General features: G+C 57.0%; 25 protein-coding genes. 13 read left to right on the top strand and 12 right to left on the bottom strand.

Annotated elements, in window-relative coordinates; all coding sequences use genetic code 11:
• Positions 1–44: 44 nt before the first annotated feature.
• Both gorA and pgi read right to left on the bottom strand, forming a co-directional pair.
• Complete coding sequence (gene gorA, locus PKC81_RS06845) at positions 45–1,388, bottom strand: glutathione-disulfide reductase (RefSeq protein ID WP_324334417.1); 1,344 nt, start codon at positions 1,386–1,388, stop codon at positions 45–47.
• 83 nt (positions 1,389–1,471) lie between these two features.
• Positions 1,472–2,968 (bottom strand): glucose-6-phosphate isomerase, encoded by a 1,497-nt coding sequence (gene pgi, locus PKC81_RS06840; RefSeq protein WP_324334415.1) that lies wholly within the window; start codon positions 2,966–2,968, stop codon positions 1,472–1,474.
• Between the two features lie 85 nt (positions 2,969–3,053).
• On the opposite strand from pgi, the gene lepB reads away from it, so the two are divergent.
• From lepB to era, 3 genes are read left to right on the top strand one after another with little or no spacing between them, the layout of a single operon-like run.
• The gene (gene lepB / locus PKC81_RS06835) at positions 3,054–3,941 is read left to right on the top strand and encodes a signal peptidase I (protein WP_324334413.1); all 888 of its coding nucleotides are present in this window, start codon (positions 3,054–3,056) and stop codon (positions 3,939–3,941) included.
• Entirely contained in the window at positions 3,938–4,606 is a 669-nt protein-coding gene (gene rnc, locus PKC81_RS06830) for a ribonuclease III (RefSeq protein ID WP_324334436.1), read from the top strand. The genes lepB and rnc overlap by 4 nt, the downstream gene beginning before the upstream one ends.
• Positions 4,603–5,496: a GTPase Era gene (gene era / locus PKC81_RS06825; RefSeq protein WP_324334411.1), complete on the top strand. Its 894-nt coding sequence runs from the start codon at positions 4,603–4,605 to the stop codon at positions 5,494–5,496. The genes rnc and era overlap by 4 nt, the downstream gene beginning before the upstream one ends.
• Positions 5,497–5,535: 39 nt before the next feature.
• Here the strand turns inward: era and topA are convergent, their stop codons facing one another.
• The 3 genes from topA to plsY all read right to left on the bottom strand — a co-directional run bounded on the left by topA (position 5,536) and on the right by plsY (position 9,850).
• Complete coding sequence (gene topA, locus PKC81_RS06820; RefSeq protein WP_324334409.1) at positions 5,536–8,079, bottom strand: type I DNA topoisomerase; 2,544 nt, start codon at positions 8,077–8,079, stop codon at positions 5,536–5,538.
• Between the two features lie 79 nt (positions 8,080–8,158).
• On the bottom strand, positions 8,159–9,244 hold the full coding sequence (dprA, locus tag PKC81_RS06815; protein ID WP_324334434.1) for a DNA-processing protein DprA: 1,086 nt from the start codon (positions 9,242–9,244) through the stop codon (positions 8,159–8,161).
• A gap of 12 nt (positions 9,245–9,256) precedes the next feature.
• Complete coding sequence (gene plsY, locus PKC81_RS06810) at positions 9,257–9,850, bottom strand: glycerol-3-phosphate 1-O-acyltransferase PlsY (protein ID WP_324334408.1); 594 nt, start codon at positions 9,848–9,850, stop codon at positions 9,257–9,259.
• A gap of 93 nt (positions 9,851–9,943) precedes the next feature.
• On the opposite strand from plsY, the gene murI reads away from it, so the two are divergent.
• The 3 genes from murI to PKC81_RS06795 all read left to right on the top strand — a co-directional run bounded on the left by murI (position 9,944) and on the right by PKC81_RS06795 (position 12,626).
• On the top strand, positions 9,944–10,759 hold the full coding sequence (gene murI / locus PKC81_RS06805; protein WP_324334406.1) for a glutamate racemase: 816 nt from the start codon (positions 9,944–9,946) through the stop codon (positions 10,757–10,759).
• A gap of 82 nt (positions 10,760–10,841) precedes the next feature.
• Positions 10,842–12,062: a 5-aminolevulinate synthase gene (gene hemA / locus PKC81_RS06800; protein ID WP_324334404.1), complete on the top strand. Its 1,221-nt coding sequence runs from the start codon at positions 10,842–10,844 to the stop codon at positions 12,060–12,062.
• Between the two features lie 54 nt (positions 12,063–12,116).
• The gene (locus tag PKC81_RS06795) at positions 12,117–12,626 is read left to right on the top strand and encodes a DUF1993 domain-containing protein (RefSeq protein WP_324334401.1); all 510 of its coding nucleotides are present in this window, start codon (positions 12,117–12,119) and stop codon (positions 12,624–12,626) included.
• Positions 12,627–12,645: 19 nt separating this feature from the next.
• Here the strand turns inward: PKC81_RS06795 and PKC81_RS06790 are convergent, their stop codons facing one another.
• The 4 genes from PKC81_RS06790 to PKC81_RS06775 all read right to left on the bottom strand — a co-directional run bounded on the left by PKC81_RS06790 (position 12,646) and on the right by PKC81_RS06775 (position 16,190).
• The gene (locus PKC81_RS06790) at positions 12,646–13,299 is read right to left on the bottom strand and encodes a class I SAM-dependent methyltransferase (protein WP_324334399.1); all 654 of its coding nucleotides are present in this window, start codon (positions 13,297–13,299) and stop codon (positions 12,646–12,648) included.
• 2 nt (positions 13,300–13,301) lie between these two features.
• Positions 13,302–14,519, bottom strand: a complete 1,218-nt coding sequence (locus tag PKC81_RS06785) for a DUF3419 family protein (RefSeq protein WP_324334398.1) — start codon at positions 14,517–14,519, stop codon at positions 13,302–13,304.
• Between the two features lie 91 nt (positions 14,520–14,610).
• On the bottom strand, positions 14,611–15,207 hold the full coding sequence (locus tag PKC81_RS06780; RefSeq protein WP_324334395.1) for a GNAT family N-acetyltransferase: 597 nt from the start codon (positions 15,205–15,207) through the stop codon (positions 14,611–14,613).
• Complete coding sequence (locus PKC81_RS06775) at positions 15,204–16,190, bottom strand: pyridoxal-phosphate dependent enzyme (protein WP_324334393.1); 987 nt, start codon at positions 16,188–16,190, stop codon at positions 15,204–15,206. The genes PKC81_RS06780 and PKC81_RS06775 overlap by 4 nt, the downstream gene beginning before the upstream one ends.
• A 54-nt stretch (positions 16,191–16,244) precedes the next feature.
• On the opposite strand from PKC81_RS06775, the gene PKC81_RS06770 reads away from it, so the two are divergent.
• The 7 genes from PKC81_RS06770 to PKC81_RS06740 all read left to right on the top strand — a co-directional run bounded on the left by PKC81_RS06770 (position 16,245) and on the right by PKC81_RS06740 (position 22,053).
• Positions 16,245–17,453: a saccharopine dehydrogenase family protein gene (locus PKC81_RS06770; RefSeq protein ID WP_324334391.1), complete on the top strand. Its 1,209-nt coding sequence runs from the start codon at positions 16,245–16,247 to the stop codon at positions 17,451–17,453.
• A gap of 72 nt (positions 17,454–17,525) precedes the next feature.
• Entirely contained in the window at positions 17,526–17,897 is a 372-nt protein-coding gene (locus tag PKC81_RS06765) for a GxxExxY protein (RefSeq protein ID WP_324334389.1), read from the top strand.
• Positions 17,898–17,958: 61 nt separating this feature from the next.
• A complete protein-coding gene (locus tag PKC81_RS06760) occupies positions 17,959–19,113 on the top strand; it encodes a carboxynorspermidine decarboxylase (protein ID WP_324334387.1) in 1,155 nt (384 codons plus the stop codon).
• Between the two features lie 34 nt (positions 19,114–19,147).
• Positions 19,148–19,603, top strand: coding sequence for a hypothetical protein (locus PKC81_RS06755; RefSeq protein ID WP_324334385.1), 456 nt, complete (start codon positions 19,148–19,150; stop codon positions 19,601–19,603).
• A gap of 147 nt (positions 19,604–19,750) precedes the next feature.
• Positions 19,751–20,962, top strand: coding sequence for a type III PLP-dependent enzyme (locus PKC81_RS06750; RefSeq protein ID WP_324334383.1), 1,212 nt, complete (start codon positions 19,751–19,753; stop codon positions 20,960–20,962).
• A 208-nt stretch (positions 20,963–21,170) separates the two neighbouring features.
• Positions 21,171–21,593, top strand: a complete 423-nt coding sequence (locus PKC81_RS06745; RefSeq protein WP_324334381.1) for an MAPEG family protein — start codon at positions 21,171–21,173, stop codon at positions 21,591–21,593.
• Between the two features lie 22 nt (positions 21,594–21,615).
• The gene (locus tag PKC81_RS06740) at positions 21,616–22,053 is read left to right on the top strand and encodes an MAPEG family protein (protein ID WP_324334379.1); all 438 of its coding nucleotides are present in this window, start codon (positions 21,616–21,618) and stop codon (positions 22,051–22,053) included.
• Here the strand turns inward: PKC81_RS06740 and PKC81_RS06735 are convergent.
• From PKC81_RS06735 to ilvD, 3 genes are all read right to left on the bottom strand, one after another.
• Positions 22,047–23,264, bottom strand: coding sequence for a class I SAM-dependent RNA methyltransferase (locus tag PKC81_RS06735; protein WP_324334377.1), 1,218 nt, complete (start codon positions 23,262–23,264; stop codon positions 22,047–22,049). The genes PKC81_RS06740 and PKC81_RS06735 overlap by 7 nt on opposite strands.
• Positions 23,265–23,310: 46 nt before the next feature.
• Positions 23,311–23,694 carry a hypothetical protein gene (locus tag PKC81_RS06730; protein WP_324334375.1) on the bottom strand — a complete coding sequence of 128 codons (384 nt, stop codon included), beginning with the start codon at positions 23,692–23,694 and terminating at the stop codon, positions 23,311–23,313.
• A 62-nt stretch (positions 23,695–23,756) separates the two neighbouring features.
• Entirely contained in the window at positions 23,757–25,613 is a 1,857-nt protein-coding gene (gene ilvD, locus PKC81_RS06725; RefSeq protein ID WP_324334373.1) for a dihydroxy-acid dehydratase, read from the bottom strand.
• Between the last annotated feature and the right edge of the window lie 26 nt (positions 25,614–25,639).

The following is a 25,639-nucleotide window of genomic DNA, read 5'->3' as shown; positions in this document are numbered from 1 at the left end:
TCTTGGCAGAGAATTAGCAAACAGGTTGCAATTCGCAACCAGTCTTATTTCATCAGGACAAGCTCTTCGGCCATACTGGGATGCAATGCGACGGTATCGTCGAAAGCCTGTTTGGTAAGCCCGGCCTTCACTGCAATCGCAGCAGCCTGAAGGATTTCGGCACTGTCCGGCCCGATCAAATGCAGGCCGACGACCTTGTCGGTCGCGCCATCGACGATCATCTTGTACAACGCGCGCTCGTTCCGTCCGGCGAGCACATTTTTCATCGCGCGGAAATCGCTCTTGTACACCTTGACATCGCTGAGTTGCGCGCGTGCCTCCTCCTCGGTCAGACCCACGCCAGCGATTGGTGGGTTCGAGAACACGGCAGTCGGGATAGCACCATAATCTATGGTGCGCGGGTTGTTTCCGAAAACCGTATCGGCAAATGCATGGCCTTCGCGGATGGCGACCGGCGTCAACTGGACGCGGTTCGTGACATCACCGACAGCATAGATGCCCGAAACATTGGTGCGGTTATATTCGTCAACGAACACCGCGCCATCCTTGTCGAGTGCAACGCCAACAGCCTCAAGCCCGAGGTCCAGAGTCTTGGGTACACGACCGATTGCGAAAAGCACCAGATCCGCTTCAACGTCGCTTCCATCCCCGCTTTCAACAAGCAACGAGCCATCCGCCTTTTTGCGAATTGCCGGGCATTTAAAGTTGAACCGGATATCGATGCCCTTTTCGCGGCTGATGCCGACAAGCTTCTCGACGATTTCCTGATCATAGCTGCGCAACATCTTGTCGCCGCGCGTTACCAGAGTGACTTCCACGCCAAGTTCATTGAAGATTCCGGCAAATTCATTGGCGATATATCCTGCCCCGGCAATGACCGCACGCTTGGGAAGTTTTTCGAGGTGGAACACTTCGTTCGAAGTGATGCCATATTCCGCACCCGGAATGTCCGGGATTGAGGGCCACGCCCCTGTCGCGATCAGGATATTGGCCGCACTGACTTCAGTTCCATCAGCCAGGCGGATCAGGTTGGGCCCGGCAATTACCGCGCGCTGGTGGAATATCTCTACTTTTGCATTGCCCAGCGTCTGGCCATACAGTCCTTCAAGCCGGTCGACTTCCGACGCGACATTATCGCGCAAGGTTGGCCAATCGAAGGTTGCGCCTTTGGTGTTCCAGCCAAAACGCTCGGCATCGGCCAAGTCTTCGGCAAAGTGGGATCCGTAAACGAGCAACTTCTTGGGCACGCAACCCCGGATCACGCAAGTTCCGCCGACGCGGTACTCCTCTGCCACCGCCACGCGTGCACCGTGTGACGAAGCTATGCGTGCCGCACGGACCCCGCCTGAGCCCGCACCGATCACAAACAGGTCAAAATCAAATGCCATATCTCATTCCTTTGCCCGCCAGATGGCGATGCATTGGCCGAAATGCCAATCGAAAATGCTGTTCAGTGATAAAGCCCGGATTTTTACAAACCGGCAGCCGCAATCAACGCGCTGGTCGATGGGTCAAAACCAGCCGGCCCGTTTTCAGATATGCCGCGGGCAATTTCCTTGCCCAGCTCGACGCCGAATTGGTCAAATGGATTGATGCCGAGCAACGCAGCATTGGCGAAGGTGCGATGCTCGTAAAAAGCAATCAACGCGCCAACCGCCGACGGCGTGACGTCATCCATCAGGATTGTTGTCGATGGCCGGTCGCCGACATAGTTGCGAGCTTTATCTTCACTTGCCCTGCCCCGCATCAAGGCAGCGCCTTGCGCAAAACAGTTGATCAGCAGCGTTTCGTGATGCGCCGGATCGAAATCATGCCCCGGCGTCTTGCTCACAATGAATTCAACCGGAATGGTATGCGTCCCCTGATGCAGCAACTGGAACACCGCGTGCTGGGCATCAGTTCCCACGCCGCCCCAGGTCACCGGTGCGCTTGCACGACCCAGTGGCTTACCATCTGCGGTCACCGACTTGCCATTCGATTCCATTTCAAGCTGCTGGAGATAATCGGGCAGCAGCCGCAGCCGCTCGTCATAGGCGAAAACCGCGCGCGTCTGACATTTGCGGACCTGAGCATAATAAAGATCGGTGAAGGCAGCCATCACCGGAGCATTCGCCTCCAACGGTGCTGACCGGAAATGGCGGTCCATTTCGGCGGCACCTTCAAGCAATTCCTCAAACGCAGTCCAGCCCAAGGCCGCAGCGACAGGAAAACCGATCGAACACCAGAGCGAATAGCGCCCGCCCACGCTCTCTGCGAATGGCAGAATACGGCTCTGGTCGACACCCCATTCCATCGCCTTTTCGGGAGCAGCGGTTAGCGCGATAACCTGACCATAAGGGTCTTCCACCCCGCCATCACGCAGCCATTCCAGCGCGCTTTCGGCGTTCATCAGTGTCTCGGTTGTGGTGAAGGTCTTGGAGGCCACAGCAACCAGCGTTGCCTTCGGATCCATATCCTTAACAGCCTCGACCAACGCCGTAGCATCCACATTCGACACGACTTTGGTGTTAAAGCGCAGGCCGTCGCGACCCAGCGCGTCGATCAGCAATTTGGGCCCCAGCGCCGAACCGCCAATGCCAATATGCAGGATGTGCTTGATCTCGCCAAACGCCCCTGCCTCGATCACCTCGATGAGGCCGCGCATCCGGTTTTGCAATGCCTTTGCCTGCGCAACATCGTCTACCGGACCACTGCCGCGCTCGGCTATATGGGTTGCAGCTCGTCCTTCCGTAGGGTTGACGACGGCGCCTGAAAACAGACGGTCGCGTGCACCATCCAGGTCCATCGTTACTGCCAGTTCAGAAAATGCCGCAATCAAGCCCGCGTCGAGGTGCGTTTTTGAAAAATCAAACCGCAAACCTGACTGCGAAATCGTCATTCCATCGACGCGCTGCGCATCCTCATCGAACAAAGCTTCCAGCTTCTTCGATGGGATGTTTTCGATTGCGGCCCAAATATTGGCAGTCATGGCATTTCCTTGGCAGGGAGAATCTCGGCACTGGCCAATAGCGCGGACGCTCATTAGAAGGCCAGAGCCGTATGGCGCCAAAACCATGAAATCGAATGTCGGGGCATCGCAATTGACTGAAACCACCCAAACCGAAACGGCAGGTGTTGAGAAAAACAGCGCTTCCGAATGGCGCGAATATGGATTGTTCTTGCTGAAACTGGCGGCAATCGTATTGATATTCCGCAGTTTCATCTTTGCGCCGTTTAATATTCCTTCGGAATCTATGCACCCGCGACTGCTGATAGGTGACTATCTGCTGGTTTCGAAATGGCCCTATGGCATTTCGCGATACAGTTTCCCGCTTTCACCTCCGTTATTCGAAGGCCGGATTTTCGGCAGCCTGCCCGAACGCGGCGACGTCGTAGTGGTGCACGCACCGGGCGATGCCAATGTCGATTATATCAAGCGGGTGATCGGCCTGCCGGGCGATGTTGTGCAAATGCGCGCCGGAACGCTGGAGATCAACGGCAAGCCCGTAAAGAAAGTCCGCGTCGACGACTTTGTGACGCCTGTGACGCAGGGCATGCGCGATGCGGCTGCTTTGGAAGGGACTGAATTTCCATGCTGGAAACCGCAATATGAAGAGCCCGCCAAGGGCGGCGGCACGCAATGCCGCTATCCGCAATATCGCGAAACATTGCCCGAAGGAAAAAGTTACCTCTCGCTCGATATCGAACCTTATCAAAAAGGCGACGACACCGAAGCCAAGATGGTGCCGGAAGGCCAATTGTTACTGATGGGCGACAATCGTGACCGTAGCGCCGATAGCCGCTATCCGGCTGATGGCGTTTGGATCGGGCTGGTTCCGACCGAAAATCTGGTCGGACGTGCGCAGTTCGTCGTCTTCTCGACCGATGGTTCAGCCCGTTGGCTGCTGCCTTGGACCTGGTTTTCGGCCGCCCGCTGGGATCGCATTGGCGAGGGTTTCTGACCTTGTCCGATCTTTCAAAATGGCTTGAAGAGGTTATAGGCGCAGCGCCGACCGACCCGAAACTGTTCGAACAAGCGCTGACGCATGGCAGCACCGGCGAAGCGCATTACCAGCGACTTGAATTTCTGGGTGACCGCGTTCTCGGGCTGGTGGCGGCTTCGATGCTGTTCCAACGATTCCCCGAAGAACCGGAAGGGCGGCTGTCACATCGCCTGAATGCGCTGGTGTCAGGAGCCACATGTGCCGAAGTAGCGCGCGAAATCGGTCTGCAGGCGCATATGCGGCTGGGCAAGCAAGCGCGCGACGATGGCGCCAAGGAAAGCGACTATGTTTTGGGTGACATGGTTGAGGCGCTGATTGGGGCTATCTATCTCGACCTGGGTCTTGATCGAGCGCGCAGCTTTATCGAACGCTATTGGCGGCCGCTGCTTGAATCCGCAAAAGCCGCCCCCAAGCATCCCAAATCAGCGTTGCAGGAATGGAGTGCCGCGCATAACCGCAAGGTTCCGGTTTACGAGGTGACCTCGAAGGAAGGCCCACCGCACGCCATGCGCTTTGAAGTGACCGTTAACGTCAAGGGCTTCGATCCGGTGTCGGCCACTGCCAACAGTAAACAGGCCGCTGAAACCGCCGCCGCAAAAGCATTTCTGGAGAAAAACACATGACGAAGCGCTGCGGCCATGTCGCCGTTATCGGCGCGCCCAATGCGGGCAAATCGACGCTTGTGAACGCACTGGTCGGGCAGAAGGTGGCAATTGTCAGCCCCAAGGCGCAGACCACGCGCACGCGGTTGATGGGTATCGCGATTGAGGGTGATGCACAGATCATATTGGTCGACACCCCGGGTATTTTCGCGCCCAACCGTCGGCTCGACCGTGCAATGGTTGCCGCTGCGTGGGAAGGCGCATCCGATGCTGACTTGATTTTGGCTGTTGTCGATGGGCGGGCTGGTGCAGGCCCCAAGGTTGAGAAGATCATCGAGGGACTGGTCAACCGGCCAGAACGCAAATGGCTTATCCTCAACAAGGTCGACATTGCAGCCAAGGAAAAGCTGTTGGCATTGACCGAAAAGCTGCTGAATTTGTGCGCTTTCGAGCAAGTCTATTATATCAGCGCAGCGACCTCGGATGGCTTGGCGGAACTGAAAGCCGCGATTGGCGCAGCAATGCCCGAAAGCGAATGGCATTTCCCTGAAGACCAGGTTTCCGACGCCTCCGAACGAATGGCTGCGGCCGAAATTACCCGCGAGCAGCTGTACCTGCAACTGCATGACGAATTGCCTTATGCGAGCACAGTTGAAACCGAAAAATATTCGGAGCGTCCCGATGGCAGCGTCGAGATTTACCAGCAAATCTTCGTCGAACGCGAAAGCCAGCGCGCGATTGTCCTCGGCAAGGGCGGTAGCCGGATCAAGGCCATTGGAGCCGCCGCGCGTAAGGAGATTTCAGACCTGATGGGTGTCCCCGTTCATCTCTACCTCCACATCAAGGTGAAGGCCGGGTGGGACGAGGATCGCTCGGTCTACCGCGACATGGGGCTGGATTGGGTGGAATAGCCCCGCGTCACCCCGGCAAAGGCCGGGGCCGCATGCGGTTTACTTGGCTTTCTTCTTCGGCGCCGCCTTTTTGGCCGGAGCCTTCTTGGCAGGCACCTTTTTCTTCGCCTTGCCCTTTGCAGGGCCTTTGGCAGCGCGGTCGTCGATCAACTGCGCAGCTTCTTCCAGCGTCAGTTCGTCAGGCGCAACCGTCTTGGGCAAGGTCGCATTGGTCGTGCCATCGGTGACATAATTGCCGTAGCGGCCTTCCATCAGCTTGATCTCGGCCTCGGTGCGCGGATGATTACCCAATATTTTCAGAGGTTCGCGAGAACCGCCATTGCGTGATCGGCCATTGCCATTGGCTGCCTCTGCCAGTTTGACGACAGCGGCGTTCATACCGGTTTCGAAAACTTCGGCGGTCGACTGCAGACGGGCATATTTGCCCTGATGCGCCAGATAGGGGCCATAGCGCCCAATGCTCGCCGTCACGGGTTCGCCGCTTTCCGGGTGCGTGCCGATGGTGCGCGGCAGCGACAACAGTTTGACGGCCCAATCGAGCCCGAAGTCGTCAGATGGAATATCCTTGGGGATGGATGCACGCGCGGCTTCCTTCCCCTCGCCCATCTCGACATAGGGGCCAAAACGTCCGGACTTGCGGCTAATGTCCTCGCCAGTTTCCGGATGTTTTCCAAGCACTTCGGGTCCATCTGACGTCATGCCGTCGGCGCCGCCGGGTTGGGCAAATTTGCGGGTGAATTTGCATTCCGGATAGTTAGAGCAGGCGACAAAGGCACCAAATCGTCCGCCGCGCAGCGCCAACTTTCCAGTGCCGCATTTAGGGCAAATACGCGGATCTGCACCATCCTCCCGCTCGGGGAAGAGATAGGGTGCAAGGAACTTGTCGAGTTCGGCAGTAATATCCGACGGCTTCTGCTCCATGACTTCGGCGGTTTTCGGTTTGAAATCGCGCCAGAAGGCCTCCAGCACGCGCTGCCAATTGGCATCGCCCGCGCTGATCTCGTCGAGCTGATCTTCCAGGCCTGCCGTGAAATCATATGCAACGTAGCGCTCGAAAAAACGTTCGAGAAATGCTGTTAATAATCGCCCTGATTCCTCTGCAAAGAAACGGTTTTTCTCCACGCGTACATAGGACCGATCTTTCAGTACCTGAATCGTCGAGGCATAAGTCGATGGGCGACCAATCCCCAATTCTTCCAACCGTTTGACGAGACTGGCCTCCGAATAACGCGGAGGGGGCTGGGTGAAATGCTGTGTCTTTTCGACCGACTTTTTCGCTGGAACGTCAGCTTTTTCGAGAGCAGGCAGCAAAGCGCCGTTTTCGTCGTCCTTGTCGTCAATGCCCTCTTCGTAGAGCGCGAGAAATCCAGGGAATTTCACAACTTGGCCAGTTGCGCGCAGCCCGATCTGGCCGGTACCGTCGAGCATATCGACTGTGGTCCGCTCCATCCGCGCAGAAGCCATCTGGCTTGCCAAAGCGCGTTTGTAGATCAGGTCATAGAGTTTGGCATGATCGCCAGAACCCACCTTGTCCTTGCCAAAATCGGTCGGACGGATGGCTTCATGCGCTTCCTGCGCGTTCTTTGCTTTGGTTTGATAGATGCGCGGCTTGTCGGGTAGATATCCTGCATCATAGCGGTTGGCGATTGCTCCGCGCGCCGCCGAAATCGCGCTATGATCCATCTGCACGCCGTCGGTACGCATATAGGTTATCGCGCCGTCTTCGTAGAGATTCTGCGCGATCCGCATCGTGTGGCTGGCCGAAAAGCCCAGCTTGCGCGCTGCTTCCTGTTGCAGCGTTGAGGTTGTAAAGGGCGGTTGCGGGTTGCGTGTAACCGGTTTGGTTTCGACGCTGTCGACGCTGAAATGCCCGGCTTCGACCGCTGCGCGAGCTTCCTCGGCGCTGCCTTCCATGCCGAGCGCCATTTTGTCGAGCTTTTCGTCCTTGTAACGGACAAGGCGGGCGTCGAAGCCCTGCCCCTTATGTTCCATCTTGGCGGTGACCGACCAATATTCTTGTGCGCGAAACGCTTCGATTTCGCGATCGCGTTCTACAATCAGGCGCAGTGCCACCGATTGCACGCGCCCGGCCGATTTTGCACCTGGCAGCTTGCGCCACAGCACCGGCGACAGAGTGAAGCCGACGAGATAGTCAAGAGCACGGCGGGCGCGGTAGGCATCAATAAGGTCATGATCGAGTTCGCGCGGATGCGCCATCGCTTCGGTAACTGCTTGCTTGGTGATGGCGTTGAAAGTGACCCGCGACACATTTTTGGGAAGCGCTTTCTTGTTCGCCAGCACTTCCTGAACATGCCAGCTAATCGCCTCTCCCTCACGATCAGGGTCAGTTGCGAGGATCAGGCCGTCCGCCTTCTTCGCCTCATCGGCGATTGCTTTCAACTGCTTGGCCTTGTCCGGATAATTGTCCCACAGCATGGCAAAGCCGTTATCAGGATCGACCGAACCGTCCTTGGGCGGCAGGTCGCGGACATGGCCATAGGATGCGAGAACCTTATATCCGCTCCCCAGATATTTCTCGATGGTCTTGGCTTTTGCGGGTGATTCGACGACGACTAACTTCATGGATTTTCGATCTTTTCTCACACTCTCACGTACGCGCATAGATTGGCGGGGGGATTTTGGGGTCGTCAAGCTGCAAAAATCAGGCGGTCAGGCGCACCCGCGCCCCTGCCCCGCGTTCAAGGCGGCCAGCCAGTTCAAGTTCGAGCAACACCATCTGTACCTGCGCCGATGGCATGCCGGACAGGCGCACCAGTTCATCAACGGCTGTAAAATTGGGGCTGAGCAATTTGAAAATGGCATTACGTTCGCCATCGCCAGCCTCTGCGATGAAATCGAATTGCGGCTGTGCCGATGGCTTGGATCTCACGCGCTGATCGAGCGGTGCGATCAGCTCTGCGATTTCACCCGCATCCTGAACCAGCGTCGCGCCTTCGCGGATAAGCTGGTTGCATCCGCGCGAACGCGGGTCGAGTGGTGAGCCTGGAATAGCCATCACTTCCCTGCCAGCCTCACCAGCCAGCCTTGCCGTAATCAGTGAGCCCGACTTGGGAATTGCCTCAACCACCACGGTGCCTGCTGACAGTCCTGCGATGATACGGTTGCGATAGGGGAAGTGGCGCGCTCTGGGTTCGGTGCCCGGTGGCATTTCGGCAAGCAGCAGACCTTCGGCAGCAACCCTTTCCTGCAACCCAATATGTTCGGGCGGATAAACGAAGTCGATTCCGCCTGCGATGACGGCGATAGTTCCGGTAGCGATAGCTCCCTGATGCGCGGCTGCGTCGATCCCGCGCGCCAAACCCGACGTTACGACAATCTCTCGCTGCCCCAATTCTTGCGCAATATTGCGCGCCATCCGGCAACCAGCGGCAGAGGCGTTACGTGCACCAACCATTGCGACATTAGACCGGGTCGCAAGCGCAATGTTGCCTTTGTAGGTCAAAACTGGCGGGGCATTTTCCAACTCGGCGAGCAAAGAGGGATAATCCAGATCATCGACAAACAGATAGCACCCGCCAACCCGAACCAGATGTTCCATTTCGCGATGAATTGCTTCCGACTGGGCTGCAATGAATTTGCGACCGCCAACGCGTGCGGCCAGATCGGGTAGCGCCTCAAGCGCTTTTCCTGCCGTACCGAACCGAGCCACCAACTGGCGGTAGCTGATAGGCCCGACATTGGGCGACCGGATCAGCCGTAGCCGGTCGAATATGTCGCTGTCGCCAATCACCATTGCGGATTATTTCTGGCCGATGCGCGGTTCCGTACCCGCCATTAAACGCTGGATATTCTCCCGATGCTTCCAGAATATGATCAGGCTGCACGCCACCAACGGAATGATAATTTCTACCCGCCCCAAAAATGCAGCAGCCAATGGCGCGACTGCCGCAGCGACCAGTCCGCCCAATGAGGAAATACGCGAAGCGAGCAGCACGCCTATCCATGCTACGCCGTAAATCAGCCCCAAGGGCCAGTGCAGACCAAACAAGATGCCCGCATAGGTCGCGACGCCTTTACCGCCCTTAAAACCAAGCCAGACGGGATAGAGATGGCCGAAAAAGGCAGCGACCGCCGCTATAACTTCGCAACCCGGCATCAATTGCCGCACCAGCAGCACCGCTGCGACACCCTTTAGCAGATCCAGGAGCAGCGTGAACGCCGCCAGCCCCTTTCGCCCGGTGCGCAACACATTGGTGGCCCCGATGTTCCCCGAGCCGATTTCCCTGATATCCCCTGCACCGCCAAATCGGGCGAGTAGCAGGCCAAAAGGTATCGACCCCAGCAAATAGCCCAGCAAGGCTGCACTTCCGATTTCCATCCAGCCTGTTGGCATGTCCGACTCCCTCTGCTGCCAGATGGTTATCGCCAACCGGGGATACACTCAAGGCCGGTTGCCTCTGCTTCGACCCTTGTCTATCTGCGCGGCATGATTTCACCCGACGCCCCGATACTGGTCTTTGATTCCGGCATAGGCGGACTGTCGGTTCTGGCGAAAATCCGCAAAGTCCTGCCACAGACACCGATAGTCTATTCCGCGGATTATGCCGGTCTGCCTTATGGTGAGAAAAGCGAGATCGAGGTGGCCACGCGTGTCTGCGCATTCCTTGGTCGCCTTTCGGAGCGGTATCGCCCCAGACTGGTTGTCATTGCCTGCAATACCGCTTCAACGATAGCATTGGCGCATGCAAGGGCGGTGTTGGGTGTTCCGATTGTCGGCACCGTCCCCGCGATTAAACCGGCTGCCGAACAGACACAAAGTGGTGTGATCGGCCTGCTCGGCACGAAGGCAACAATCCGGCAAGCCTATGTCGATAAGCTTGAGGCCGAACATGCCGGGGGAAAGACTTTGCTGCGCCATGCCGCTCCGGAACTTGTCGCAGCCGCCGAAGCCAAGTTGCGCGGAGAAACACCTGATCCAGCGATTTTCGCAGCGGCCATAGCGGGGCTTGCCAGCCAGCCGCAGGGTGACCGGATCGACCAAATCATTCTGGGCTGCACCCACTTTCCGTTGGTGCAGGAAGAGTTGGCCATGGCGTCCAGCGAGGCAGGACTCGCCTCAAATATGGATTTTGTCGACGGTTCGGACGGGATTGCGCGTAGGGTTTCTTATTTGACTGAAGGACAGCCATGGCCGGATAGTCCGGCTGCAGGGATATTCATCTCAACCGGGCCGGTCGAGCAGATCGAACCCTATCGTCCGGCGCTGGAACGGTACAATTTGACCCAGATCATGTCACTCTAATCGGGTTATTGCGAATAGTTCGCGCTGGATTTCCGTTTTGACCCGCATTATTGGGCAGGCAACCAACAGGGCTTAGCTTGCCATGAACTACGACGAAATTTTCGACAAGGCTATCGATCGGCTCCACGCCGAAGGCCGCTACCGCGTGTTTATCGATATCCTGCGCAACAAGGGCAAATTCCCCAATGCGCGCTGCTTTGCAGGCCATAATGGGCCAAAGCCGATCACCGTTTGGTGCTCGAACGACTATCTGTGCATGGGTCAGCATCCCAAGGTGATTGCCGCCATGGAAGAGGCGCTGCATGACGTCGGCGCAGGGTCAGGCGGCACGCGCAATATCGGCGGCAACACGCATTATCATGTCGAACTGGAGGCCGAACTCGCCAGCCTGCACGGCAAAGGCGCGGCATTGCTCTTCACTTCGGGCTATGTCTCGAACGAAGCAACGCTAGCTACGCTTGCTAAGATATTGCCCGGCTGCATCATCTATTCGGATGAGCTGAACCATGCCTCGATGATTGCGGGCATCCGCAATTCAGGCTGCGAAAAGCGCGTCTGGCGGCACAATGATCTGGCGCATCTCGAAGAACTTCTCGCCAATGATGATCCGGCGCTGCCCAAACTGATCGCGTTTGAGAGCGTCTATTCGATGGACGGCGATATCGCGCCGATTTCCGATATCTGCGATCTGGCCGACAAATATAACGCCATCACCTATTGCGACGAAGTGCATGCAGTTGGCATGTATGGAGAGCATGGTGGTGGTATCACCGAACGCGACGAGGTTGCCGACCGGGTTACGATCATCGAAGGCACGCTGGGCAAGGCGTTCGGCGTGATGGGCGGCTATATCGCGGCCGACCAGAAGATCGTCGACGTAATCCGCAGCTATGCTCCGGGCTTCATCTTCACGACCTCGCTGTCACCGGTGCTGGTCGCGGGCGTGCTCGCTTCGGTGAAGCACCTCAAGCAGTCAGGTGAAGAACGCGCCGCGCAACAAGCCAATGCCGCCCGCCTCAAGCAATTATTTGCAGAAGCCGGGCTACCGGTAATGCAGAGCGTGACGCATATTGTTCCGCTGATGGTGGGCGATCCGGTGAAGGCAAAGAAAATCAGCGACACTTTGCTCGCCGAATATGGCGCCTATGTGCAGCCGATCAATTTCCCCACTGTTCCGCGCGGAACCGAACGCTTGCGCTTCACCCCTGGCCCGCAGCACACCGAAGAGATGATGCAGGACCTGACCAACGCCTTGGTCGAAATCTGGGATCGGATGGAACTGAAATTCGCCGAGGCTGCTTGACCGACTTGCGCACCGCTCCTAGATAAGTTGCAAATTGCAACTAGGAGTGGACGCATGAACCTCGCTGATTTCACACTGACTTCTTTTGACCAGATGCTCGGTACTTTCGACCATATGTTGGCGAAGGCCGAAGTCGATCCACGTGGCGAAGCTCTGATCACTGAGAAGCTTGCCGATGACATGTATCCTCTTGCAACACAGGTCCGTTTCACGACGCAACAGGTCGTCAACACGCTCAACCGGTTGACCGGCACATCGATTGCCACGCAGGACAGCGATCACACCAGCTTAGCTGACGCGCGCGCGCATATCAGCGAAACTCGCGAATTGATCAAAAATGCCCGTGCTGACGGATTTATTTCTGACGACACGCCCGTTTCTTTTGACCTGCCCAACGGTATGGCATTCGAAATGTCGGCAGCGGAATATGTCCGCGATTGGTCGCTACCCCAATTCTATTTTCATCTGATGGCGGCCTATTCGATCCTGCGCAAAGCCGGAATCCCGCTCGGCAAGGCTGACTATGTCGGATATATCGCCCGACACGCGAAGCGGCCAAACTGACCCTTCGCTGGCCTGCTGCCTATCCTATGGTGATAATGCGGCTGTAATCTCGGAACAGCTTCTCACATTTGAAATCCAATTGTAGCGTACGAGCCAGCGCATCCGCATATTCGGCCATGTCGTCCCTTGGCGCCACATGGAATATCTGCAGCCAGCGGAATAGCAGGGCGCGAAATGCCTTTGGCATATCCTGCTGCATCCCGAAATCAACGATGTGTAAGCTTCCTTGCGGTGCAAGCAGCGTGAGCGCCCAGCGTACCGCCGCTTGCCAATCAGGTATCATCGACAATGAGTAGCTACACACGATCCGATCAAAACGGCGGCGGCCAAAAAGTTCATATGAGTCAAAGCCGGTAGCATCGCCCTGCGCCATCTGGATGCGCTCCCCCATTGCAGAGTGGCGGATATTGACTTCTGCCGATTTGAGCATCTCGGACGAGATATCGAGTCCGTATAGACGGCATTCTGGCCAGTGCCGGGCAATCTTGATCAGATTGCGTCCGGTGCCGCAGCCAATTTCAAGCACTGTTCCACCATGCGGCACATCCAGACCATCGATCAGCCGGTCACGTCCCAACAGATAATATTTGCGGGTAACGTCATAGATGTGCCGCTGCCCGCGATAGATATTGTCCATCAGACCTGCATGGTCGTTGCCAAAAGTCGTCGCCATATTCAGTCCTTGAGAATGTATAGATGCACGCCGCCATAAATTGCCGATCGGTCCCTGCGGGTGAAGTCGAGCGACTGCTCGACACGATATTCCCAGAGATCAAGAAGCGCGTCTGATACGCGGCCGGGCAACAGGCTTGGCACGGCAGCCGTCCGAAACAGCACACGGGCGCCGGGGCGTGCAGTCCGTGTGATTTCTGACCACAATTGGTTCAGTTGGGTGTCATCCATCCAGTCCTGCGCGTCGAGCAGAACATAGCGATCAAAACTTTCTGCCTCTGATTGCGCCAGCATCTCGACCAGATTGGCGTGACGGATATCGATGCGTCCCGCCCGCTCCTTGATCTGGTCATAATTGCCCTGCTGCAGATAGGGCGGCAGCGGCGCATTGCTCTGTTTGCCATATCCCCGGCCAAATGCCTGCCAGGCGAAATAATTGTCGTCCAAGTCAAAGCCGCAAGCCAGTTTCTGCAGCCGCTCCTTCAGGACATCAGCCATCCTTTTCCCACCAGCCAAGGCATCGAACTGGGCTGGCGGAATGCCCAGACCGAAGAGTGATGCGGGCTGATCGGTCAACCAACGGACGAATTTGCGATCGAAAATTGGCGCAAATCTTTTGTCAAAAATCCGCCGCTGTTCTTCGATCGAAGTCGCTTTCAGCAGGATTTCCGGGTCGACACGATGAAGTTTTGCGACCGCATGTGCGAGACCAATAAAGCTGCCCAGCAGGCCCTTTCGATAGAGACCCTTCGAAAAGCCGCTTATGCGCTGCCTGCCAACAAGGTCGCGCCCTTCCCAATAGCGCCGGCTGGTATCGTCCAAATGATCGCGAATATGCGCCTTATAGGTGCGCGAATTGGTTGGCGTATCGGCATCGGCAAAGAAGCGGCGGAAATGCGCATAATCCGGCAACCGCTGAAGGGCTGCAACCTTTAACCGGTTGAGCGCGACATGTGCGGTATTCAGATCGACCGCTACGATTTCGCCAGGGTCAGTGATCAAGTAGGAAAGAACGTTGCATCCGCCGCTGGCAATCGTCGCGACACGGTTTCCGGGCCGGATATCGAGCGCCTCCATATCGACCACCGGATCTTCCCAAATTTGCGCATAGACCAAACCGCGAAAAGCAAAGGCGAACGCGCGGTCGAGCAGCTTCTGCTTTTGCGGGGCGGCATCGCGGATTACCGCTGCTTCAATCTTGGCACTACGCGAAATGGACATGCGATTCTCCCGAACGGTCGGGATTGCTTAGCGCGCGCATGTGACGCAACGATGCCGCTTTGGTTACAGTTTCAGGACTGTTCTGCGTAGCTCAGGTTGACGACGGCTGCCGCATCATCCCCCAAAAATGGGGTCCGCCTTTGGGCACATCCCACTCGCACTGGATAACAAAGCCGAGCCGCTGGTAGAGCGGCACATTTTCTGGCGTCGCGGTTTCGAGCCAACTTGGCAGCCCCTCGGCATCGGCACGCGCCAGCCCTTCGCGAATGATGCGACCGCCCCAGCCCTTGCCCTGAAATTCGGGTCGCACGCCGACAAAGTGGAGGTACCAGAAATCACCTTTGGGCCGGTTGCGATCGATGCCTTCCACCACCCGTTGCGCACGCGGTAAAGCCAGACCGAAAATCTTCAGCATTGACCACAATTCGCTCAGCATCGGTCCCGGTTCGCTCTCGGCTTTGCCGGGCGCTCGCCAAAGCGCGGCAGCTTCGTGGCCGGCTGAATGAACCACACGCCCGGACTGCGCATCGTCCTCAACCAGCAAGTCGAAGAGTATTGGTAAACGCTGGCGACGCATCGCATCATCGTTCAAAATATAGGAAAGTGCGGGATCGGTGTGAAAAGCCAAAGACAGCGTGCGATTGACTTCGGCGTGGCTTTGCGTTGCAGCGTTGACAAAATCGCTCATGCGACACCTCCAACCATGTTCTGATAGGTGTCCCAATCGACATTACCACCCGACAGCGTGACGACCGGCGTCGCCACAAGTTCAAGTTTACCTGAAAGCACCGCCGCCAAAGCCGCTGCACCGCCCGGTTCGACGACAAGATGCAGTTTTTCGAATACGAGCCGCATCGCCGCAGCTATTTCTGCGGGTGTGACGACCGCGCTGCTTGATACCCGCTTTTTGAGGATATCGAAGTTGATCGGATAAGTCCGGGGGGTCTGCAACGCATCGCAAGGCGTAGGATGATGCTGATCCGCAACCGAGACAATTTCGCCCGCAGCCAGTGACCGGATTACATCATCCCAACCTTCAGGTTCAGCAATTGACAGCGTTGCTTCGGGGCAGGCCAGCGCCAGTCCGCCCGAAAGCCCGCCACCACCGCAACAGGATATGAGATGGATCGGGCCGCCTATGCCGCGCGCCTTGAGCTGCGTCTCGGCTTCCAGCCCCAAAGTCCCCTGCCCTTCGATTACCCAGGGATCGCCAAAGGCATGCACCAAGGTTCCACCCGATCGCGCAACCAATTCCGCAGCAATCGCGTCGCGATCCTGCCCCGGTCGCTGGTACAGCACAACCTCGGCCCCCAGCGCTCGTGTTGCCTCAATCTTCGCCTTGGGTGCATTTTCCGGCATCACGATTATGGCTGGAATCCCGAGGCGCCTTGCCGCCCAGGCCACCCCCTGCGCATGGTTGCCGCTGGAAACACCCACGACGCCGCGTTGGCGCTCTTCATCGCTGAGGTCCGAAATCCGATGCCACGCACCCCTGATCTTGAACGCGCCAATCGGCTGCAGCATTTCGGCCTTGCACCACAGCGTTCGTCCATCCGCTTCCAGCGGCAATAGCGGCGTTGGCGGCAAAATCTCGGCGACTTTGGCCATCGCCCGCAGCACGCCTTCGCGACTGGGCGATCGTTGGGGGTCGCGCAATTCTTGTTCTGTCATCAAAGCCCTCTATATGCCTTCGCAATAACGAATCTTTGTCGAAGGACGTAACAGATGAGCAGGGTTTTGGTAATCGGCGCAGGCGGCGTCGGCTCGGTGGCGGTGCACAAGATGGCGATGAACGCCGATATTTTTACGCACATCAGCCTCGCGAGCCGCACCAAGAGCAAGTGTGATGCGATTGCCGCGTCGGTCAAGGAACGCACCGGCGTCGTAGTGGACACCTATGAAATCGATGCTGAAGAAGTACCTGCGCTGACCCGCCTGATTGAAAAGGTCCAGCCTGCGCTCGTCGTCAATCTTGCCCTGCCCTATCAGGATCTCGCGATCATGGACGCCTGCCTTGCCGCTGGCGTACATTATATGGATACCGCGAATTATGAGCCGAAGGATGAGGCCAAGTTCGAATATCACTGGCAATGGGCCTATCAGGACCGCTTCAAGGATGCAGGGCTGATGGCGCTGCTGGGTTCGGGTTTTGACCCAGGCGTGACCAGCGTGTTCACCACCTATTTGAAGAAGCATCATTTCGAGCGCATCGACACGCTCGACATCCTCGATTGTAACGGCGGCGACCATGGCCAGGCCTTTGCCACCAACTTCAACCCCGAAATCAACATCCGCGAGGTGACTGCAGTCGCACGCCATTGGGAAAATGGCGATTGGGTGGAAACCCCGCCGATGTCGGTGAAGCAGAGCTTCGACTTTGAGGCTGTCGGCCCGAAGAACATGTACCTCATGTATCATGAGGAAATCGAAAGCCTGAAAACGCACCTACCGGAGATCAAGCGCATCCGTTTCTGGATGACCTTTGGCGATGAATATATCAAGCACCTGACCGTGCTGCAGAATGTCGGCATGACCCGCATTGATCCGGTCAAATATCAGGGCGTCGAAATCATCCCGCTGCAATTCCTGAAGGCCGTTTTGCCTGAACCCGCCAGCCTTGGCCCCACAACCAAGGGCAAAACCAACATCGGCTGCATTGCCACCGGTATCGGCAAGGATGGCAAGGAAAAGACGCTCTACATCTACAACATTTGCGACCATGAAGACGCCTATGCCGAAACCGGCAATCAGGCGGTCAGCTACACCACCGGTGTTCCCGCTATGATTGGCGCTGCGCTGATCGTGAAGGGCCTGTGGCGCGGGCATGGCGTGTATAATATGGAGCAGTTCAACCCCGATCCGTTCATGGAGATGCTCAACCAGCATGGTCTGCCATGGCAAGTGAAGGAACTGGATGGGCCTTTGGGTTTTTAAGGTTTTTGGTTTCGCGCAGAGACGCAGAGATCACGCAGAGACCGCAGAGGGGTTGCGATGCACATTGATGAGATGAGTGCTATCGTCGTCGATGAGGCTATTGCGATCCATCGTGAACTTGGGCCGGGACTGTTTGAGATTGTATATGAGTCGATCCTTGCAGGACGGCTCGAGGCCAGAGGGTTGAAAGTCGCCCGGCAAGTGCCGGTGCCTTTGGTGTTTGATGGCCAATGCTTTGAGGCGGCGTTCAGAATCGATATTCTTGTTGAAGACAAGCTTGTCCTTGAGATCAAAGCGGTCGAACAGCTCAGCAAGGCACATGCAAAGCAGCTGCTGACGTATTTGAGGATATTGAAACAGCCCGTAGGGCTGCTTCTAAATTTCTCGGGCGGAACGATGAAAGAGGGCATTCGAAGAATGGTCAACGACCACAAACCAGAATAACTCTCTGCGGCCTCTGCGAATCTCTGCGTCTCTGCGCGAAACAAAATATAGGACAGAAAAAATGGAAACCAGAGCCGGAGATCCCGGGGCCTTTGCCCGATTTGACCTTAACCGCGTGCCGACGCCTGCCTTTGTGGTGGACGAAATCGCCGTGCGGCGGAACCTGGCTGTCCTCGCCGAGGTGAAGGCGCGTTCAGGCGCTAAGGTTTTATCGGCGCTCAAGGCCTTCTCGATGTGGTCGCTGGCCGATGTCGTTGGTGAATATCTCGATGGCGTGTGCACCAGCGGGCTGTGGGAAGCGCGTTTGGCGCGTGATCATTACAAGGGCGAGATTGCCACTTATTGCGCCGGTTACAAGGCTGCCGACATGGCAGAGATTGTTGCCATATCCGATCACATCATCTTCAACTCGCCCGCGCAGCATAGGCGTTTTGCCGCATATATCGATGACAGTGTCGATGTCGGCCTGCGCATCAATCCGGAGCATGCGGAGGGTGAGGTTGCTAAATACGACCCCTGCTCCCCACATTCGCGACTGGGATTCCCTGTCAGCCAATTGCGGCCAGAGCATTTGCAGGGCGTTTCGGGGATCCATTTCCATTCGCTCTGCGAGCAGGATTTCTTGCCACTAAAGCGCACATGGGAAAGCTTGAAGCCCAAGATCGCACCCTATTTCAGTCAGTTGAAATGGCTCAATTTCGGCGGAGGCCATCATATCACCCGCGCCGATTATCAGCGCGACGATCTGGTCGAATTCATCAAAGCCGTTCGCGCCGAAACCGGCTGCGATGTATATCTTGAGCCCGGCGAGGCTATTGCGCTCGATGCCGGGATATTGGTCGGCGAGTTGCTCGATGTTTTTGACAACGGCATGCCGATCGGCATCACCGACATCAGCGCGACCTGCCACATGCCCGACGTGATCGAAGCCCCCTATCGTCCGGCAATGCTGGGCGAACGGTCGGAAGGCCCGGCAATTCGGCTCGGTGGCCCAAGCTGCCTTGCGGGCGATATCATCGGCGATTACGGCCTGCCCGTCGCGATGGAAGCTGGCCAACGCTTCGCTTTCCTCGATCAGGCGCATTATTCGATGGTGAAGACGAACACCTTCAACGGCGTTCCCCTGCCCTCAATCTGGCTATGGAACAGCGACAGCGACGAACTGCGCTGTGTGCGGGAGTTTGACTGGACCGAATTCCGCGATAGATTGTCCTGACTACCTAAGGGAAATTCGGGGCATGCGTTACATTTTGATCAACATTTTGGCGTTCATTGGACTGTTCGCTTCGGCCGCTTCAGCGCAATCCGGCCACACTTGGATGTACGCAACAAATGCACAGGGAGGCATTGCCTGGGACCAGTCGGACCTGGCCTGGAACGAAGCTGACAAGTCCTTCAAGGGCACACTCATCACATATACCAAAGCTGCCGTTCCTCTAGGGGACAAGGCGGTCAGTTATGTGTTGGAGGATTTCCACCTGAAATGTTCAGGTCCGGAATATTATTACGAAAATGTTGTATATTACGGCGCAGACAAAAAAATGGTTTCAACGATGTTTGCAACCAAGAAAGTTCCGATTGCCTCAGGCACGCCATATTACATCCTTTCCGAAGTTCTTTGCAAAGGCGTGAATTTTCGGGATGGACGTTTGCTGAGGAATATCAGCACAACAACCGAGGTGATGGATCGCTTGGCCGCTGGCTAGGTCGACAAAAACGGCATCGTTTTTTCTTTACATCTGCCCCCCCGAATCATATAGGCACCCTCCGCTGCCCCAGGGGGACTTCCAATAACCGCAAGGCAGCCTTGTTCGCATTTTATCGGTTTAACAGACTATTGGGGGTCCCTTGAGTTGCACAACTATCCTGATGCTGCGTCCCTAGTCCGCGCCCTGCGCCCGGACGAGCCCGTAACACTCCTACGCCCGCATGCTGCGACGCGCGCCGCCCGCTTCTTTGTCGAGAAGTTTCCGGGCCGCTCGCTCTATGCCGTAAAGGCCAATCCCTCGCCCGCACTTCTTGAAACGCTGTGGGCTGCCGGAATCACGCATTATGATGTTGCCTCGCTCGGCGAGGTGCGTCTCGTGCACAAATTCCTGCCCGATGCAAAGCTGTGCTTCATGCACCCGGTGAAATCGGAGCGTGCGATTGCGCAGGCCTATCACAATCATGGTGTGCGCACCTTCAGCCTCGACAGCCATGAAGAGCTCGAGAAGATCGTTCGTGCAACCGCGACTGACGGCGTTGCGGCGGCTGATCTGGAACTGTGCGTGCGCATCCGTGTGTCCTCGGATCATGCAAAGCTCAGCCTTGCCGCCAAATTCGGTGCCGAACCTGCCGAAGTCGCAGACCTGCTGGTCGCGACTCGTCAGGCCGCCGATAGCCTCGGCATTGCCTTCCATGTCGGCAGTCAGGCGATGACGCCGCTGGCCTATGCCGAAGCGATGGAGAAAGTGCGCGCGGCAATCGTCGAAGCATCGGTTACGGTTGATATCGTCGATGTTGGCGGTGGTTTTCCCTCGGTCTATCCGGGTATGGAACCGCCGCCGCTCGAAGCCTATTTCGAAACGATCCACCGCACGTTCGAAGATTTGCCGATCAGCTACTCAGCAGAGCTTTGGTGCGAGCCGGGGCGTGCGCTGTGCGCCGAATATGCTTCGCTGTTGGTGAAGGTCGAAAAGCGTCGCGACAATGAGCTGTACATAAACGACGGAGCCTATGGCGCGTTGTTCGATGCAGCGCATGTCGGCTGGCGCTTCCCGGTCGAGTTGATGCGCGAAAGCGGCAGCGACGAGATAAGCGAGTTCGCCTTCTACGGACCGACATGCGACGATATGGACTATATGGCCGGTCCATTCCTGTTGCCCGCCGACGTGAAGGCCGGTGACTATATCGAAGTCGGCATGCTCGGTGCCTATGGCTGCGCGATGCGCACCGAATTTAACGGTTTCGGCGAAACCGAAGATTTCGTGGTTGAGGATGAGCCGATGGCGAGCCTTTACACGCGCATTGCCGCCAATGATTTGGGCAACGTCCACCATATCGGCAAGCGATCGGCTCAATGATCTTCTCCCCTCCCGCTTGCGGGAGGGGTTGGGGGTGGCCCTTTTATGTTTTGATACCCGCCCCGTTGCGACTAGCAACCGCTTCGCGGCCGCAAGTCGCACTGCCCCTCCCGCATGCGGGAGGGGAGACAGGTACAATAAGTTGCATTTGACAATTTACACAGGTTGAAGCACCCTCCCCGCCATCGAAAACGGGGAGGGTTTTCTTATGGATACAACGATACTCGCGCCTGCGGCCGTATTGGTTGCTTGGTCATTGGTAATGCTTGGCTGGTTGGCCATTGCCCGCTTTGGCACGCTTGCAAAATTGGGAAGCAAGGAGCCGCCTGCACCCGGACTGCGCGGACAGGATATCGATCCGATGCTCGGCACTGCCGCGTGGAAATCGCACAATTATACACACCTGATGGAGCAGCCGACTATCTTTTATGCGGTGGTTTTCATCCTGCACATATCGCAGGCGGCCACACCGCTGATGGTGAAATTTGCATGGGCCTATGTTGCCTTACGCATCATCCATTCGGTTTATCAGGCGGTCGTCAACAAGGTGATGGTCCGTTTTTCAATATTTTCGCTGTCGACCGTGTGTCTGGTCGTGCTTGCAGTAAACGCCTTGATGGCAACGCTTTGATAACAGAACGGGAGGAGATTCCATGGAACATGCCGAAATATTGAAGCCGGTCGCGGTGCTCGCGGGCTGGACGATGCTGATGTGGATATGGATGTACGCTACGCGTATCCCCGCAATCAACAAACTGCCCAAGGATAACAGTGAAGGGGCAGATGTCGGTTGGACAAGTGCCAAATTGGAAGGGCTATTGCCGGGCAATATCCAGTGGAAAGCACATAACTATAATCACCTGCACGAGGCGCCGACGGTGTTCTACGCAGTTGCGCTGTTGCTCGCCATGATTGGCCAGGGCGATGGCCTCAACGCCACTATCGCTTGGGCCTATGTTGGTCTGCGCATAGCGCATAGCCTGTGGCATTCGCTGGTAAACAAGGTTGCCGTGCGCTTCCTGCTGTTCGCCCTGTCATCGCTCGCGCTGATGGCACTGGTGCTGCACGCCATATTGGCAGTATTTCATTGATTTGAACGTCCCTGGCGGGTGAATTCGCCCGCCAGTTCGACATGGGTTGACCAGCGAAATTGCCCGACAGGCCATATCCGCTGAAGCCTGAAGCCACCTGAAATTAGTGTCTTTGCATCGCGTGCAAAGCTGGATGGGTTGCAGCTTACATAGACGATCTTCGACACATCCGCTTTCGCAAGTTCCGCAACCTGCTCACGCGCACCAGCCCGCGGCGGATCAAGGATCACTGCGGAAAAGCGGTTGAGTTCTGCCGGCGTCAAAGGTCGCCGAAAAAGGTCCCGATGCTCGGCAAACAACTGCAATCCTGCCTTGCCTGCGGCGGCCTTCATTGAAAGCAAGGCCGCCCGCTCCGCTTCAGCCGCGAACACCTTTCGACCCTGCGCGACCGCGAAGGCAAAAGTACCCAGCCCTGAAAACAGGTCGGCCACAAGCTTTGCGTCTCCAACCACCTCCTGCACGGCCATGGATAAAGCCTGCTCCCCATCGCGCGTTGCCTGCAGAAAGCCATAAGGCGGATAGACAACAGCAATCCCACCCAGCGTAACTGTCGCTGGTTCGGGTTCCCAATAGGTTGTCGGGCCATATCCATCGTCTGTGGAGAGCCGTGCCAGATGATTGGCGGTTGCAAAGGCCGTCATCGCCTCATGCGTTTCCAGACCCTCCGGCGACCAATTCTCGATCAAGACATCGACGCCCTGATCAACCAGCGCCAGCTTGATTTCCACATTGCGCTTTGGCCCGATGCGGGGGGCGAGAAAAGCCCGTAACGGTTGCAGTAGCGCAAACAGTTCCTGCGCCATAATATCGCATTGCTTCAAATCGACAATCCGATGGCTTTTTTCCGAGCTGAAGCCGAGCTGAAATTGCTTGCCCGCCCAAGCTGATCGTACCGCTACCCGGCGCCGGCTATGCGGTGGAGAGATATGAACCGGCATGAATTCTGGCAGATCGATATCCTGCGCCACAAGGGCATGGACGATGCGATCCCTGACGAAAATCTTCAGCGTCTCATCGTCCAAATGCTGCAACTGGCATCCACCACATAATTGAAAATGCGGGCAAGGAGGCTCGGAATGGTGCGGGCCGTGGATCAATCCGCCACCGGGATTAAGGCAATCACCAGGGGCTGCGAAAGGCACATGCCGCCCGTCTGCGGTAACGCCGTCGCCGCGTGAGGCTATACGGATGATTTCGCTGCTATCGTTCACGCTATGCGCCTTGCCTTCGCACGCAGGCAGAAGCAAGCTTGGCGGTCTATTTCTGCCCGGATGATTTGGTATCGGCAGGCAAGCGGTAGATATCGTCGCCCGAGTTGACCTCGATTATTCCACCACCAAGGATCTTGATACCGGTTTCATCGAAACCGTCTGCAGGTGCCAGCCCGCGACCGTCGGTGAGGATGTTGAAACGGCGAAACCCGCCATCGGGATGACGCACCACCAGCATCTTGCCCTTTTCACCAGGCATGGTTTCGGTGGCGCACACCCGTTCGAATTTGGTTGAACCAGCGAGCGCGCATTCGATGCGGTCAGCCTCGGCAACGCCTTCGACCCCGCTGGAAGGCGCACCATCGCCGCAGGCAGCCAATGTCAGGCTGGCGGCCGTAGCAACGAAAAGGAAACGCGCGGAAACAGTCATGGCTGTCCTATAGGCTGCAAGCTGTGCCTAAGCCTAGAGCATTAACCCTGCTTTGCTGCTCTCTATCCGCGTGGCTTTGATACCAGTTGCGAAACATCGCGGATCGCTCCGCGCGCTGCGCTGGTGGTCATCGCTGCATAGGCCTGCAAGGCAACCGAGACTTTACGCGGGCGTTCTTTCGCCGGTTGCCAGCCCTTGGCATCCTGCACTGCACGGCGTTTGGCCAGTTCTTCATCGCTGACTGACAGATGGATAGTGCGGTTTGGAATATCGATTTCGATCCGGTCGCCATTTTCGACAAGCCCGATCGTGCCACCCTCCGCAGCCTCGGGCGAGACATGGCCGATCGACAGCCCGGATGTACCACCCGAAAAACGCCCGTCGGTCAGCAGCGCACAGGCGGCACCCAATCCCTTCGATTTTAGATAGCTGGTCGGGTAGAGCATTTCCTGCATTCCCGGACCACCTTTCGGGCCCTCATAGCGGATGACAACGACATCGCCAGCCTCGACCTGGCCGGTCAAAATCGCGGTTACCGCCGCGTCCTGGCTTTCATAGACCTTGGCGGGGCCCGTAAACTTCAGGATGCTTTCATCCACGCCTGCCGTTTTCACGATGCAGCCATCAAGCGCGATGTTGCCGTTCAACACAGCCAGGCCACCATCTTTCGAAAAGGCGTGTTCGGCCGAACGGATCACGCCGCCTTCGCGGTCCAGATCAAGCTCGTCCCAACGGCGTGATTGGCTGAAGGCGGTTTGCGTTGGCACGCCACCGGGAGCGGCTTTGAAGAAATTCTGCACATCCGGATCGTTGGTGCGCACAATATCCCATTGGTTGAGCGCATCGCCTATTGTGCGGCTATGAACGGTTGGCAAATGCGTATGCAGCAGTCCGGCCCGATCCAATTCCCCAAGGATCGACATGATGCCGCCGGCACGGTGGACATCCTCCATATGAACGTCCTGCTTGGCCGGTGCGACCTTTGACAGGCAGGGCACTTTCCGTGACAGCCGGTCAATATCGGTCATGGTGAAATCAACCCCTGCCTCATAAGCGGCGGCCAGCAGGTGGAGCACGGTATTGGTCGAGCCGCCCATGGCAATGTCGAGGCTCATCGCATTTTCGAAGGCTTCGAATGTCGCGATGTTGCGCGGCAGAACGCTCTCGTCGTCCTGCTCATAATAGCGGCGACATAGCTCGACCGCGAGTTCACCTGCACGCAGGAATAACGCCTTTCGGTCAGCATGGGTCGCAAGTGTCGAGCCATTACCGGGAAGCGAAAGCCCCAGCGCCTCGGTCAGGCAGTTCATCGAATTGGCGGTAAACATGCCCGAACAGGAACCGCAGGTCGGGCAAGCCGACCGTTCGATAGTTGCGACTTCCTCGTCACTATATTTTTCGTCGGCAGCGGCAACCATCGCGTCGACAAGATCGAGCGCAACTTCCTTGCCTTTCAGGATGACCTTGCCCGCCTCCATCGGCCCGCCGGAGACGAACACCACGGGAATGTTGATGCGCAGCGCAGCCATCAACATGCCGGGCGTAATTTTGTCGCAGTTGGAAATGCAAACCATCGCGTCGGCGCAATGCGCGTTGACCATATATTCGACGCTGTCGGCAATCAGATCGCGACTTGGCAAGGAATAGAGCATCCCGTCATGCCCCATGGCGATACCATCATCGACGGCGATGGTATTGAATTCCTTGGCAACGCCGCCTGCAGCTTCAATTTCACGCGCGACCATCTGGCCGAGGTCCTTCAAATGGACATGCCCCGGCACGAACTGGGTGAAGCTGTTGACCACCGCAACAATCGGCTTGCCGAAGTCGCTATCCTTCATGCCCGTTGCGCGCCAAAGCCCGCGCGCGCCTGCCATATTACGGCCATGGGTTGAGGTGCGCGAACGAAGGGCGGGCATGAGGGAGACTCCTGTAATATTATTTC

Origin of the sequence: Sphingorhabdus sp. (assembly GCF_035329025.1) — a bacterium.
In the GTDB taxonomy this organism is placed as follows: domain Bacteria; phylum Pseudomonadota; class Alphaproteobacteria; order Sphingomonadales; family Sphingomonadaceae; genus Sphingorhabdus_B.
Note: the sequence above shows the minus strand (reverse complement) of the source record. Positions and strands in the feature narration are given on the sequence as shown.